Source organism: Quadrisphaera sp. RL12-1S, assembly GCF_014270065.1.
Classification (GTDB): domain Bacteria; phylum Actinomycetota; class Actinomycetes; order Actinomycetales; family Quadrisphaeraceae; genus Quadrisphaera.
The window spans coordinates 50,194-62,828 of sequence record NZ_JACNME010000007.1 but is presented as its reverse complement, the minus strand read 5'-3'; the positions used below and the strand labels follow the sequence as shown (position 1 = coordinate 62,828).

Below are 12,635 nucleotides of genomic sequence, written 5' to 3'. Positions count from 1 at the left end.
CGTCAGGGCAGGTAGGCGTCCCTCACGACGACCTGGCTGGGGGTCGCCGACTCCTCGTCCAGGCCGGCCCCGCCCAGGGCCTCGCGCACCACCGAGACGGCTTCCTCCTCGGCCTCCTGGTCCGTGCTGGCCTCCAGGAGGAGGACGACCTCCAGCGAGCGGCTGTCGTCGGCGGCCACCACGGCGCCGGCGCGCGAGGCGCTGTCGGTCATGGCGGGGAGCCGGCCCCACGGCAGCCGGGCGGCCACGGCCTCTGCCACCCCCTCGAGCCCACCCGCGGCGCCGTCCGGGGGTGCCTGCAGGTCCACCACGACGTGGACCCGGCGCAGCGACGGGTCACCGGGTGAGGCGAGGGGCGCGGACGCGCTGGTCGGCTCGGTCATCGGGCCAGTGTGGAGCGCTCCCGCCCGCGGCACCTCCGGAGCGCGGCTCCGTCAGCCGCCCGGACGGCGCGGGCCCTGCTCCTCACCCGCGAGGAGGTCGTAGCGGACGAAGTCGTCAAGGGTGCCGTCGCGCAGCCGCTCCGCCGCCCTGTCGACGCCCACCTCGCGGAAGCCGGCCTTCTCCGCGACCCGCCGGCTGGCGGCGTTGCGGCTGGCCACCCGGACGACCACCCGCTCGAGACCCAGCCCGCCGGTGGCGGTGGGCGCGAGGGCGTGCCGGACGACCAGCCTGACCGCGGCCGTCGTGACGCCCCGCCCCCGAGCGTCGGGGTGGCACCAGTACCCGACCTCGCCGCTGCGCACGCCGTCCCCGAGCGTGAAGAGCCCCACCTCGGCGATGAGCGGCCCGTCGACCGCGCCGCCGCCGTCGTCGTCGTCGTCCTCAGCGCTGTCGGCGCTGTCAGCGCGCACGGCCCAGAAGACGCCCGCGCCCCGGGCCTGCTCCTCCTCGCGCCCCGCGATCCAGCTGGCCGCGTCGAGGACCGTGTACGGCGAGGGCAGCGACGGCAGCCACGCCTGGGTGGACGCCGCGGAGCACGCCTGGGCCACCCGCTGCACGTCGCCGACCAGGTGGGGGCCCAGCCGCACGCCGCCCCCCACCAGCTCCACCGGGCTGAGCCAGCGGTCCGCGCGCTGCAGGGAGGAGTCCCAGCGCCACGTGCCGACCCAGGCGTCGCGGCGGTCGCCGCGGACCGGCAGCAGGGACCCCACGGTGCCGTCGACGCCGCTGCCGCACGCCCACGCCAGCCGCCGCGCCGGCCACGCGCCGGCCTCGACGCTCCAGTGCACCGCCTGCAGGCCGAGCTCGACGAACGCCCACGTGAGCGCGAGCCTCACCGCCCGGGCCGTGGTCCCGCGGCCACGGGCCGCCGGGGGGGCGGCGCAGGTCAGCCAGCCGCCGCCCTCGCCGTCCTCGGTGAGCAGCACCAGCCCGGCGAACCCGCCGCGGACCTCCACCACCAGCCGGTGGGCCGGCCCCGCGGGCCGCACCCCGGGCACTCCCAGCGGCCCGGCGGCCCCGGGCTCCGTCGACAGCGCCAGGTCGGGCAGCCAGCGCCGCACGTCCCGGTCCTCCAGCAGAGCGGCCACCGCGGGGGAGTCCGCGGGGGACTCGCGCCGCACGAGCACGTCCCGCTCCCGCAGCACGGGCCCGGCCGGCGCCGGCTCCTCGCGATCGCTCCCGGCCACGGCGGCACAGTGTGCCCTGGGAGCCTCCTGGGCAAGTGGGCCTGCGCGACCTGGCCCGCGCCTACGATGGCAAGACCCTTTCGGGTGCTGTGCGAGTGGAGAAGAAGGAAGCGGGGAGGGACCGTGCCTGGTCTGCTGGAGAAGGTGCTGCGCGCCGGCGAGGGTCGGACGCTGCGCCGCCTGCAGGGGCTCGTGAAGCAGGTGAACGCCCTCGAGGACGACTTCACCCCCCTGTCCGACGCGGAGCTCGCGGAGGAGACCGACAGGTTCCGCGCCCGCTACAAGGACGGCGAGACCCTCGACGACCTGCTGCCGGAGGCCTTCGCGGTGGTCCGCGAGGGCGCCCGGCGCGTGCTGGGCCAGCGCCCGTACGACGTGCAGCTCATGGGCGGCGCCGCCCTGCACCAGGGGAACATCGCCGAGATGAAGACCGGTGAGGGCAAGACCCTGACCGGCGTCTTCGCCGCGTACCTCAACGCCATCCCCGGCCAGGGCACGCACGTCATCACCGTCAACGACTTCCTCGCCAGCTACCAGAGCGACCTCATGGGCCGCGTGTACCGCCACCTGGGCCTGACCAGCGGCTGCGTGCTGGACGGCATGGCCCCCGCGGAGCGGCGCGCCCAGTACGGCGCGGACATCACCTACGGCACCAACACGCAGTTCGGCTTCGACTACCTGCGCGACAACATGGCGTGGAACGCCGGCGACCTCGTGCAGCGCGGCCACCACTTCTGCATCGTCGACGAGGTCGACTCCATCCTCATCGACGAGGCCCGCACCCCGCTGATCATCTCCGGTCCCGCCCAGGGCGACGCCTCGAAGTGGTTCGCCGAGTTCGCGCGGATCGTGCGGCGCCTGGAGCGCGAGAAGGACTACGAGGTCGACGAGAAGAAGCGCACCGTCGGCATCCTCGAGCCGGGCATCGAGAAGGTCGAGGACCAGCTCGGCATCGACAACCTCTACGACTCGGTGAACACCCCCTACGTGGGCTACATCAACAACGCGGTGAAGGCCAAGGAGCTCTTCACGCGCGACAAGGACTACGTCGTGGCGGACGGCGAGGTGCTCATCGTCGACGAGCACACCGGCCGCATCCTCGCGGGACGCCGCTACAACGAGGGCATGCACCAGGCGATCGAGGCCAAGGAGGGCGTCGAGGTCAAGGCCGAGAACCAGACCCTCGCCACGATCACGCTGCAGAACTACTTCCGCCTCTACGACAAGCTCTCGGGGATGACCGGCACGGCCACCACCGAGGCCGCGGAGTTCCACCAGACCTACAAGCTCGGCGTGGTGCCGATCCCCACCAACAAGCCGGTGGCGCGCACCGACCAGCCCGACCTCGTCTACAAGACCGAGGTCGCCAAGTTCGACGCCGTGGTCGAGGACATCGCCGAGCGCCACGGCACCGGCCAGCCGGTGCTCGTGGGCACCACGAGCGTGGCCAAGAGCGAGTACCTGTCCCAGCAGCTGGTCGCCAAGGGCATCCCCCACGAGGTCCTCAACGCCAAGCAGCACGCCCGGGAGGCGGCGATCATCGCCATGGCGGGCCGGGCCGGGGCCGTCACCGTGGCCACCAACATGGCCGGCCGCGGCACCGACATCATGCTCGGCGGCAACGCGGAGTTCCTGGCCGTGGCCGAGCTGTCCGAGCGCGGTCTCGACCCCGCCGAGGACGCCGAGGCCTACGACGCCGCCTGGCCCGAGGCCCTCACCCGCGCGAAGGACGCGGTGGCCGCGGACGCCGCCAAGGTCACCGAGCTGGGCGGCCTCTACGTGCTCGGCACCGAGCGCCACGAGTCCCGCCGCATCGACAACCAGCTGCGCGGCCGCTCCGGCCGCCAGGGCGACCCGGGCGAGTCCCGCTTCTACCTGTCCATGGCCGACGACCTCATGCGCCTGTTCAACTCGGGCCTGGCCGAGTCGATGCTGACCCGCGCCGGCATCCCCGACGACGTGCCGCTGGAGTCCAAGCTGGTCAGCCGCGCCATCCAGAGCGCCCAGAGCCAGGTGGAGTCCCGCAACTTCGAGATCCGCAAGAACGTCCTCAAGTACGACGACGTCCTCAACCGCCAGCGCGAGGTCATCTACGCCGAGCGCCGCCGCGTGCTCGAGGGCGAGGACCTGCACGAGCAGGTCGGGCACTTCGTGCGCGACGTGGTCACCGGCTACGTCACCGCGGCGACGGCGGACGGCTTCGCGGAGGACTGGGACCTCGACCAGCTCTGGCAGGCCCTCAAGACGCTGTACCCGGTGTCCATCACCGTGGCCGACGTCGAGGAGGAGGCCGGCGGCCGCTCCGCCGTCACCCAGCAGATGCTCCTGGAGGAGCTGGTCTCCGACGCCGAGCAGCAGTTCCTCGAGCGCGAGCGCACCCTCGGCGCGCCCGTGATCCGCGAGCTGGAGCGCCGGGTGGTGCTGAGCGTCCTGGACCGCAAGTGGCGCGAGCACCTCTACGAGATGGACTACCTGCAGGAGGGCATCTCGCTGCGCGCCATGGCGCAGCGCGACCCGCTCGTGGAGTACCAGCGCGAGGGCTACCAGCTGTTCCAGGCGATGCTCGAGGGCATCAAGGAGGAGTCGGTCGGGTACGTCTTCAACCTCGAGGTGCAGGTGCCCGAGGAGCTGGTCCGCGACGACGACGCGGCGGTCGCGGGCGAGCAGGCCCCGGCCCTGGTGGCTCCCGGCCTGGACGGCGGGGGCGCCCCGCAGCAGCTGCAGTACACGGCGCCCTCGGCCGACGGAGACGTCGAGGTCACCGGAGGCGCTCCCGAGGGCGGCAGCCGGCGCGAGCGGCGGGCCCGCAAGAAGGCCTGACCGGGCTCGTCCGCACCGCTCGCGGGCACCCCCCTCGAGATCGGCTGGATCCTCAGCCGATCTGGAGGGCGGTGACGCGCCAGCGCCCGTCCACGCCCTCCAGCCGCAGCGCTGCTGCGCGCACCCGCTCCCCGTCCCGCACCACCACAGCTGCCTCCACGACCCCGTCGCGCGGGGAGCTGGCGAGGACCCGGCGGACGACGGCGCGGGTGTGGCGGCGCCTCCCGTGCACCCGCTGCGTCAGCGCCGCGCGCTGCTGCAGACCGGCGTAGACGTCGGCGGTCAGCCAGCGCAGGAGCTGGGCCGCGGGGCGGGCCCCCGCGAGCACCTCGACGGCCGCCACCACCAGGCCCCCGCACAGGGGCTCGGGGTCGGGCAGGGAGGAGGACGCCGTCGGGCGCGGAGCGACGGCGGGGTCGACCCCCCGCGGCAGCCTGCCGTCGAGCACGAGCGGCAGCACCCCCTGCAGGGCGATGACCGGAGGACGACGCCGTTCGACCGGCGCCCCGAGGGCCTTCGGCTCCGAGCGCGGCGCCGGGACGACGCGCAGCACGGGCGGAGCGGCGGGTGCGGGGGCTGCGGGAGGTGCGGGAGGCGCGGTGCTCGCCGCGCTGGTCGCGCTCACGGTGCCACCAGCCGCTGCCCGGGACGCAGGTGGTCCGGGTCGGCACCGATGACCGCCCGGTTCGCGGCGTACCACCGCGGCCACGCCGCCGCGACGGCGGCGCGCGTGCTGCCGGCGGGCAGGTGGCCGGCGGCGATGGACCAGAGCGTGTCGCCCGCGCGCACCACCACCTCGGTGCGGCCCGGCTGGTCGCGCTGCCCGGACGGGCCCGTCGCGCGAGCCGGCTCGCTCGCCGTCGCCGTCGCCGTCGCTGTAGTCGTCGTCGGCTTCGTCGTCGTGGCCGGAGCTGGAGGGGACGACGCCGGCGTGGTCGGCGCGGTGGTCGGCGCGGTGGCTGGCGCGGTGGCGGGTGCCGGGGCCGCGGGCCACGTGAGGCCGGCGGCGGTCGGCGCTGTGCTGGCGGCCGGGGGGACGGCGGCGAGGGCGGGACCGGTCACGCCGCCGAGCACCGCCGCGCCGAGCGCTGCCGCGAGCAGTCGGCGGAGCAGGAGCGGCGTGGTCGCGCCGGCGACGGCCCTCAGCGCAGTGCCCGCCGTGCTGGCGGTGCCGACCAGGGCGGCGCCGACGGTGGCCGCGGCGCCAGCGCACCACACGAGCAGCAGCACGCCGAGGGCCAGTCCGGCGAGCGCGGCCACCACGGAGTCCACGTCAGCGGGGGTGCGTCCGAGGTCGCGCACGGCACCCGCGGCGAGGAGGGCGCCAGCGGACCCCAGGGCCGCGGTGGCCGAGGCGGTCAGCAGCGGCCCGGTCCAGGATCCCGCTCTTCTCATGCGCTTGCCTGCGTTTGATGCAGTTTGCTGTCGCTTGATGGCATGCGCGGATCATGCACGACCGCGGTGGCTCGGGTGGGTCCCGACGCCCGGCCTGTGGATGCCGGCAGCTGCAGGGAGCAACGCCCCTACCGTGTGCTCATGCGCTGGGACGCTCTGTTCGCCGACCTGGAGGCCCAGCTCGACGCCGCCGACGACGACGTCAGCGCCATGCACGCCGAGCGCGTGCGCGCTGAGGTCGCGAGCGTGGAGCTGCGCGACCGGCTGCGAGCCGCCCTGGGTCAGCGCGTCGCGCTGCGCCTGGCGGGTGGCGAGGCGGTGGACGGCGTCCTGCGGGGCGCCGGGCCCGACTGGCTGCTCGTGGAGGATCCGGCGGGGGAGGCGCTGGTGCCGACGGCCGCCGTGCTCCTGCTCGACGGTCTGACCCGCTCGCTGGCGGCGCCCCCCGGTGCCGTCGAGCGGCGACTGGGCCTGGCCTCCGTCCTGCGGGGTGTGGCGCGCGACCGCTCAGCGGTGCGCATCTGGCTGCGAGGGGATGCCGGCGGGGTGCTCACGGGAACCGTGGACCGCGTGGGGGCCGACCACCTCGACCTGGCCCGTCACGCGGTCGACGAGGCCCGCCGCCCGGGGTCGGTGCGGGGCGTGGTCACCGTGCCGCTGCCGGCCCTGACGTGCCTGCGCCGCTCGGGCTGACGGTGGCGCGGCTGCGGCGTCAGCCGCGCGGGAGGCTCCCGGTGCCGTCGAGCTCGGCGAGCTCTCCGAGGTCGCCCAGGTCGCCCAGGTCGGAGTGCGTGGCCACCAGGGCGCGGGTCTCGGCGTACTTGCCCTGGATGTAGTCCTCGAGGACCGAGATCTCCACGCGCCACTGCCCGCGGCCGCCGACCTTGATGGCGGGCAGCTCCCCGCTGCGCACCAGCGCGTACGCCTGCGCGGCCGAGACCTGGAGGGTCTCGGCCACGTCGGCGAGGGTCATGAAGCGCGCGGCCACCCCCGGATGCTCCCATGCAGAGGGCGAGGGGTGGGGCTCCTTCCCCAGGCGATCACCCGCAGTGACCAGGTGCTGCGGACAGTGCCGTCTCCCGCCCGGGAGACCCAGGGAAGATCATCCGACCAGGGGCGTCCGCCACCCGGTCGGACGGATCGGGCCTCCACGGACTCGGACCGGGCCCCCTCCGGCTGCCACGCTCCGTGACGCCCCACCCGCCCGCCCCCCCCGCCCGCCCCCCCGCACCGCCAGGAGCCGCCATGGCCGCCGTCCGACCGACAGCGCTGCTCGTCCCGACCCCACCGCCCGCGGCGCGCCTGCGCGCACCGTCGTGGCGGGACCCGCGCCTCGTCGTCGGCCTGGTGCTGGTGCTCGCCTCGGTGCTGGCGGGCGCCAGGGTGGTCTCCGCCGCGGACTCGACGGTCCCGGTGTGGGTCGCGGCGCACACGCTGGTGCCCGGTCAGGCGATCACCGCCGCGGACGTGCGGGCGGTCCGGGTGCACCTGGCGGACGGCGTGGGCGGGTACCTCAGCGCCGACCAGCCGCCGGCCCAGGGCGCGGTGGCCCTGCGCGAGGTGACCTCAGGCGACCTGCTGCCGCGGACCGCGGTCGGCAGCGCGTCGGCCCTGACCACGCGCCCGGTCGGCCTGCCCGTGAGCGGGGCGCTGCCCTCGGGCCTGGTGGCCGGGTCGCTCGTGGACGTGTGGGTGACCCCGGCGCCGACCCGCGGCGCGGTGGTCCCCGTCACGCCCGTCACGACCGGCGCGACGGCCGGTGACGGCACCGGTGGCGCGGCCAGCGGGCCGCGCCAGCTGGCCGCCAGCGCGGTCGTGCAGGAGGTCGTCACCGACAGCGGTTCCTTCGCCACCGGCCGCGGGGGCCAGGTGCAGGTACAGCTGCCGCCGGCGCAGCTGCAGCAGGCGCTGCAGGCCCTCGCCGACGGCGCCACCGTGTCGCTGGTGCTGGTGCCCGGCTCGTCCCCGGCGGGACGCTGAGTGTCCGGGGTCCCGCGCCGCGGCGCGTCGCCGCTCCCGCTGCTCACCGCCGTCCCGGGGCCCGAGGAGGCGCAGCTGGTCGCGGCCCTGGAGCGCACCTCCGCCGTCGCCGTGGTGCGCCGGTGCGCTGACCTCGGCGAGCTCCTGTCGGCCAGCGCCGCCGGTCACGGCCGCGCCGCCCTGGTCTCCGCGGACCTGCACCGCCTCGACCGGGAGGCGCTCGCGCGCCTGGACGCCCAGGCCACCGCGGTGGTCGGGGTGCTGCCCGCCACCGGAGCCACCGCCGCGGCGGCACGGCTCGTGGCGCTCGGGGTGGTGCGGCACGTGGCGGCCGGCGCGTCCGGGGAGGAGGTGGCCGCGGTCGTCACGGCTGCCGTCGCGGGCCTGGCGGACCCGGCGGGCCAGGCGGGCCAGGCGGGCCAGACGGACCAGGCGGGGAGTGGGCCGCGCGTACGAGCAGTGCTGCCGGCCCCCGCGCCCGTCCCTGCCGTGGAGCGGGTGGACGCGACCGGCGTCAGCTCCGGACCCGGCGGTCCCGCCCCCGCGTCCTGGGAGGACGACGACGGGCCCCGCGCAGCGGGGCTGCCGGGCCGGCCGGGCCGGCTCCTCGCCGTGTGGGGCGCCCCGGGGGCACCCGGTCGCACCACGGTCGCGGTGTCGGTGGCCGCGGAGCTGGCGGCGCTCGGCGAGCAGGTGCTGCTGGTGGACGCCGACACGTGGGCCGCCAGCGCCGCGCAGGTGCTCGGCCTGCTCGACGAGACCGCCGGGGTGGCCGCCGCCTGCCGCGCCGCCGCCGCGGGCACGCTCACCCCGGGCAGGCTCCTGCAGCTGGCCCCCGCCGCGCTGCCGCGGATGTCCGTGCTCACCGGCCTGCCCCGCGCTGAGCGCTGGCACGAGCTGGGCGCCGCCGCGCTCGAGGAGCTGTGGGCCACGTGCCGCTCGGCGGCCGCCTGGACGGTCGTCGACTGCGCAGCGCCCCTGGAGCAGGACGAGGAGCTGGTGCTCGACACCGCGGCGCCCCGCCGCAACGCGGCCACCACCACGGCGCTGGCCGCGGCCGACGAGGTGCTCGTGGTGGGCCAGGCGGACCCGGTGGGCCTGCAGCGGCTGGTCCGCTCCCTGGCCGACCTCGCCGAGGCGCAGCCGGACGCCGTGGAGCGGCGCCGCACCGTGGTGACCAAGGTCAGGTCCGCAGCGGTCGGGCACGGGCCCGCCGCTCGCGTGACCGAGGCGCTGGCCCGCTACGCCGGCGTCCGTGACGCGGTGCTGGTCCCCGACGACCGCGCCGCGTGCGACACCGCGCTGCTCACGGGCCGCACCCTGCGCGAGTCGGCTCCCGGCTCGCCCGCGCGAGCGGCGCTGGCGGCCCTCGCCGCCGACCTCGTGGCCTCGGCGCGCCGGGCCCGCGCCGAGGAGGACGGCGAGGACGGCGCGGGAGCCGAGGGGGGCGCAGGCGGTGGCGCGGGACGCCCGCGCGGTGCGCGCCGCGGCCCCCGGGACGACCGCACGGCCCCTGCGCGCAGCCGCCGCCCCGCGTGGGCCAGGATGCGCGGGTGAGTCCCTCCGCCAGCAGCCCGTCCGAGCGCGTGTACGCCGCCCTGCGGCCGGAGCAGCTCGGGGACTGCCTGCGCAGCGGGCAGCTGCCGCAGGGGACCCCGGTGCACGCCGTCACCCCGGCGCTGCGCGAGCACTACACCGAGGGCGACGCCGAGGAGCTGGAGCTCGCGGCGATGCTGGACGCCGCCGACTCCTCCCTGCGCCTCATCGCCGGGCGCACCTCCGCAGCAGCGGCGGGGGCGGACGGCGATGAGGGCGCCCCGGCCCGGCGGCTGGTGCTCGCAGCCGACGTCCCCGGCTCCCAGGTGACCGTCCGCGCGGTGGGGGAGGACGACCCCGCCGAGGCCCTCTCCCGCGTCGAGCTGGCCCGGCCGCTGGCGCTGACCGCCGTGGTCAGCGCCCACGTGGACGAGGCGGAGGCGGCCGCCGACGTGGCCGCCGCGGCGGCGGCCCTGCCGGCCGCGGACGCCGGTGACGAGGACGCCGCGTTCGCCGTGGACGGGGCGCAGGGCCACGACCTGCTCTGGTACGACGCTTCCGAGCTCGAGGCGCTCGCCGCCGAGCTGACCCGACCGGCCTGACCGTTCAGCCGAGCAGCTGGGCGATCTCGCGCTCCTGGTCGCGCAGCGCCCGCACGAGGGGCTCCTCGGCCGCCCTCTCGATCTTCCCGCCCAGCAGCGGCACCGACGCGGTCAGCGTGCCGCTCACGGAGTGCTCGGTGTGCACGCCGCGGCCGGGCACCACGCCCGTCCGCACGGGCCGCAGCGCCGTGGTGGCGCGGGCGCGCACGGGCGCGCCCGGCACCTCCAGCTCCGTGGTCCCGCTCCGGGAGCCGTCCGCCTCCGGCACCTCCCAGGTGTCCACCTGCCGCAGCCGCATCGACGCGCCCACGAACCGGCGCGCGACGTCGGGCAGCTCGTCGGTGGGCAGGACCCGCTCCACCACCACCACGAACCGGCCCTCGGGACCGCCGGTCACGTCCACCTCGTGGGAGAGGGCGTCGCTGGCGGTGAGCAGCCGGTCCAGCACCGCCGGGTCGGAGAGCAGCTGCGCCACGCGCCGCGGGTCGCCGGGGTAGCGGAGCAGGACGTCGAGGCGCACCGTCCCACCGTAGGCCCGGTGTCGCGGACGGCCCCCCCTGAGTCGCCGCGTGCTGCCTCTAGGGTTGGCGCGTGCCGACCCTGAGCTCGCTCGTGCGCAGGCTGGGAGTGCTCGACGCCGCCGACGAGGAGTGGCTGCACCTGCTCGTCGGTGACTGGCAGATGCTCTCCGACCTGTCCTTCGCCGACCTGCTGCTGTGGGTGCCGGACCGCGAGGGCGGCTTCGTCGTCGTCGCCCACTGCCGTCCCAGCACCGGTGTCACCGTCCACGACGAGGACGTCGTGGGCACGCACATCGCCCCCGGCCAGCGCGAGCAGGTGGACAGGGCGTTCGCCGAGGCGCGCATCTGCCGCGACCACGACCCGGAGTGGCTGGACGGCTCCCCGGTGCGCGAGGAGACCGTGCCCGTGGTGCGGCAGGGCCGCGTCATCGCGGTCATGTCGCGCGACACGAGCCTGTCCGTGCCGCGCGCGCCCTCCCGGCTGGAGCGCAACTACCTGCAGTGCGCGGACGCGCTGGCCAGGATGGTGTCCGAGGGGACCTTCCCGCACCAGGGCGCGCCGACGGGCACCCGTCGCGGCGCACCGCGCGTCGGGGACGGGCTGGTCCGCCTCGACGTGGAGGGCGTGGTGGTCTACGCCAGCCCGAACGCCCGCTCCGACTACCGCCGCCTGGGGTTCACCGGGGACCTCGTGGGCCGCTCCCTGGCCGAGGTCACCGCCAGCTGCCTGGACAGCACCCACCAGGTGGACGAGACCCTGCCGCTGGTGGTCACCGGGCGGGCGCCGTGGCGCTGCGACGTCGAGTCGCGCCAGGCGGCGCTGTCGCTGCGCGCGGTGCCGCTGCTGGAGGAGGGCGTCCGCACCGGCGCGCTGGTGCTGTGCCGCGACGTCACCGAGCTGCGCCGCCGCGAGCAGGAGCTGCTCACCAAGGACGCCACCATCCGGGAGATCCACCACCGGGTGAAGAACAACCTGCAGACCGTCTCGGCGCTGCTGCGGCTGCAGACGCGCCGCATCGAGTCCGACGCCGGCCGGGCGGCGCTGGAGGAGGCGATGCGCCGGGTCAGCACCATCGCCCTCGTGCACGAGACCCTGTCGGCGGGGTTCGAGGAGGTCGTCGAGTTCGACGACGTCATGGACCGCGGCCTGCAGCTCATCGGCAGCCTCGCCGCCAGCCACGGCGCCGCCAGCGTCCGGCGCATCGGCACCTTCGGCCAGGTGGGCGCGGAGGACGCGACGGCGCTGGCGCTCGTGCTCACCGAGCTCGTCACCAACGCCGTGGAGCACGGGCTGCGCGGCGGCGACGGCCGCGTGGAGGTGCGCGCCGAGCGCGACGGGACGGCGCTGGTGGCCACCGTCGCCGACGACGGCGCGGGCCTGCCCGCCGACTTCTCCCCGCACGCCGGTGGTCTGGGCTCGCAGATCGTGCAGGCGCTGGTGCAGGGGGAGCTGCGCGGCAGCATCGTGTGGCGCAACCGTCCCGAGGGCGGTGCGGAGGTCGTGGTCAACGCCGAGCTGCACGAGCCCCGCGGGGACCGGGCCCCGGCCGCCGCCACCGCGTGAGCAGCGCCTGCGGTCACCGGGGACGGCGAAGGGCCGCCCCCGGTGGGGACGGCCCTTCGCGCGAGCGGAGCGCTCGAGGTGCTGGTGCGGCTCGTTCAGCCGGCGCGGCGGGCGCGCGCGGTGCGGCGCTTGAGCGCGCGGCGCTCGTCCTCGGAGAGCCCGCCCCAGACGCCGGAGTCCTGTCCGTTCTCCAGCGCCCACTTCAGGCAGGTCTCCACGACGTCGCAGCGCCGGCAGATGGCCTTCGCCTCCTCGATCTGCAGCAGGGCCGGGCCCGTGTTGCCGATCGGGAAGAACAGCTCGGGGTCTTCCTCGAGGCACGCTGAGCGGTGCCGCCAGTCCATCAGTGAGCTCCTCAGTGGATCGGGGTGTCGTCCGGTCGCGCCGCTCTTGTGAAGCGGTTCACGAGTCCGAACACGTATATGGGGCGCTCAGTGGCGCCCCGTCCGCAGGTATCGTCACAGAGTCCGCTGCGTTGCACAAGGGTCATCTGCGGCGAGTCACCCACGGGGTGTCGGGTGCGGTTCTGCGTGGTGCTATGACGCTGCCGGAGCCCCGTCGCGACACCACGTGCTCTGATCAGTCC

The 12,635-nt window shown here is 76.3% G+C and carries 13 protein-coding genes; 6 read left to right on the top strand and 7 right to left on the bottom strand.

What is annotated here, in order from left to right; all coding sequences use genetic code 11:
• Positions 1 to 2: 2 nt before the first annotated feature.
• Both H7K62_RS14150 and H7K62_RS24015 read right to left on the bottom strand, forming a co-directional pair.
• Positions 3 to 383 carry a hypothetical protein gene (locus H7K62_RS14150; RefSeq protein ID WP_186719354.1) on the bottom strand — a complete coding sequence of 127 codons (381 nt, stop codon included), beginning with the start codon at positions 381 to 383 and terminating at the stop codon, positions 3 to 5.
• Between the two features lie 51 nt (positions 384 to 434).
• Entirely contained in the window at positions 435 to 1,631 is a 1,197-nt protein-coding gene (locus H7K62_RS24015) for a GNAT family N-acetyltransferase (RefSeq protein ID WP_186719352.1), read from the bottom strand.
• 123 nt (positions 1,632 to 1,754) lie between these two features.
• On the opposite strand from H7K62_RS24015, the gene secA reads away from it, so the two are divergent.
• A complete protein-coding gene (gene secA, locus H7K62_RS14140; protein WP_186719350.1) occupies positions 1,755 to 4,451 on the top strand; it encodes a preprotein translocase subunit SecA in 2,697 nt (898 codons plus the stop codon).
• 52 nt (positions 4,452 to 4,503) lie between these two features.
• Here secA and H7K62_RS14135 read toward each other — a convergent pair whose 3' ends face one another.
• On the bottom strand, positions 4,504 to 5,076 hold the full coding sequence (locus H7K62_RS14135; RefSeq protein WP_186719341.1) for an Rv3235 family protein: 573 nt from the start codon (positions 5,074 to 5,076) through the stop codon (positions 4,504 to 4,506).
• Positions 5,073 to 5,846 carry a LysM peptidoglycan-binding domain-containing protein gene (locus H7K62_RS21620; protein ID WP_222437617.1) on the bottom strand — a complete coding sequence of 258 codons (774 nt, stop codon included), beginning with the start codon at positions 5,844 to 5,846 and terminating at the stop codon, positions 5,073 to 5,075. Before H7K62_RS21620 ends, H7K62_RS14135 begins: the two co-directional genes overlap by 4 nt.
• 141 nt (positions 5,847 to 5,987) lie before the next feature.
• Between H7K62_RS21620 and H7K62_RS14125 the strand changes: the two genes are divergently transcribed.
• Positions 5,988 to 6,539, top strand: a complete 552-nt coding sequence (locus tag H7K62_RS14125; RefSeq protein ID WP_186719339.1) for a hypothetical protein — start codon at positions 5,988 to 5,990, stop codon at positions 6,537 to 6,539.
• A 19-nt stretch (positions 6,540 to 6,558) separates the two neighbouring features.
• On the opposite strand, the gene H7K62_RS14120 is transcribed toward H7K62_RS14125, so the two are convergent.
• Positions 6,559 to 6,834, bottom strand: coding sequence for a helix-turn-helix domain-containing protein (locus tag H7K62_RS14120; protein ID WP_186719338.1), 276 nt, complete (start codon positions 6,832 to 6,834; stop codon positions 6,559 to 6,561).
• Positions 6,835 to 7,091: 257 nt separating this feature from the next.
• On the opposite strand from H7K62_RS14120, the gene H7K62_RS14115 reads away from it, so the two are divergent.
• Genes H7K62_RS14115 through H7K62_RS14105 form a run of 3 tightly spaced genes read left to right on the top strand, consistent with a single transcriptional unit; the run spans position 7,092 to position 9,964 of the window.
• Positions 7,092 to 7,826, top strand: coding sequence for an SAF domain-containing protein (locus tag H7K62_RS14115; protein WP_186719335.1), 735 nt, complete (start codon positions 7,092 to 7,094; stop codon positions 7,824 to 7,826).
• Positions 7,827 to 9,383, top strand: a complete 1,557-nt coding sequence (locus H7K62_RS24010) for an AAA family ATPase (protein ID WP_186719333.1) — start codon at positions 7,827 to 7,829, stop codon at positions 9,381 to 9,383.
• Positions 9,380 to 9,964, top strand: a complete 585-nt coding sequence (locus tag H7K62_RS14105) for a DUF6912 family protein (RefSeq protein ID WP_222437616.1) — start codon at positions 9,380 to 9,382, stop codon at positions 9,962 to 9,964. The genes H7K62_RS24010 and H7K62_RS14105 overlap by 4 nt, the downstream gene beginning before the upstream one ends.
• Before the next feature lie 4 nt (positions 9,965 to 9,968).
• Here H7K62_RS14105 and H7K62_RS14100 read toward each other — a convergent pair whose 3' ends face one another.
• Complete coding sequence (locus H7K62_RS14100; RefSeq protein ID WP_186719331.1) at positions 9,969 to 10,484, bottom strand: DUF2505 domain-containing protein; 516 nt, start codon at positions 10,482 to 10,484, stop codon at positions 9,969 to 9,971.
• Between the two features lie 71 nt (positions 10,485 to 10,555).
• Between H7K62_RS14100 and H7K62_RS14095 the strand changes: the two genes are divergently transcribed.
• A complete protein-coding gene (locus tag H7K62_RS14095; RefSeq protein ID WP_186719329.1) occupies positions 10,556 to 12,049 on the top strand; it encodes a sensor histidine kinase in 1,494 nt (497 codons plus the stop codon).
• A 95-nt stretch (positions 12,050 to 12,144) separates the two neighbouring features.
• On the opposite strand, the gene H7K62_RS14090 is transcribed toward H7K62_RS14095, so the two are convergent.
• A complete protein-coding gene (locus H7K62_RS14090; RefSeq protein WP_109773353.1) occupies positions 12,145 to 12,393 on the bottom strand; it encodes a WhiB family transcriptional regulator in 249 nt (82 codons plus the stop codon).
• Positions 12,394 to 12,635: the final 242 nt, after the last annotated feature.

Bases quoted from the DNA above. Each gene is read 5' to 3' on its own strand.
- H7K62_RS14090 (WP_109773353.1), bottom strand. From the start codon at position 12,393: ATGGACTGGCGGCACCGCTCAGCGTGCCTCGAGGAAGACCCCGAGCTG.
- H7K62_RS14125 (WP_186719339.1), top strand. From the start codon at position 5,988: ATGCGCTGGGACGCTCTGTTCGCCGACCTGGAGGCCCAGCTCGACGCC.
- H7K62_RS14115 (WP_186719335.1), top strand. From the start codon at position 7,092: ATGGCCGCCGTCCGACCGACAGCGCTGCTCGTCCCGACCCCACCGCCC.
- H7K62_RS14150 (WP_186719354.1), bottom strand. From the start codon at position 383: ATGACCGAGCCGACCAGCGCGTCCGCGCCCCTCGCCTCACCCGGTGAC.
- H7K62_RS21620 (WP_222437617.1), bottom strand. From the start codon at position 5,846: ATGAGAAGAGCGGGATCCTGGACCGGGCCGCTGCTGACCGCCTCGGCC.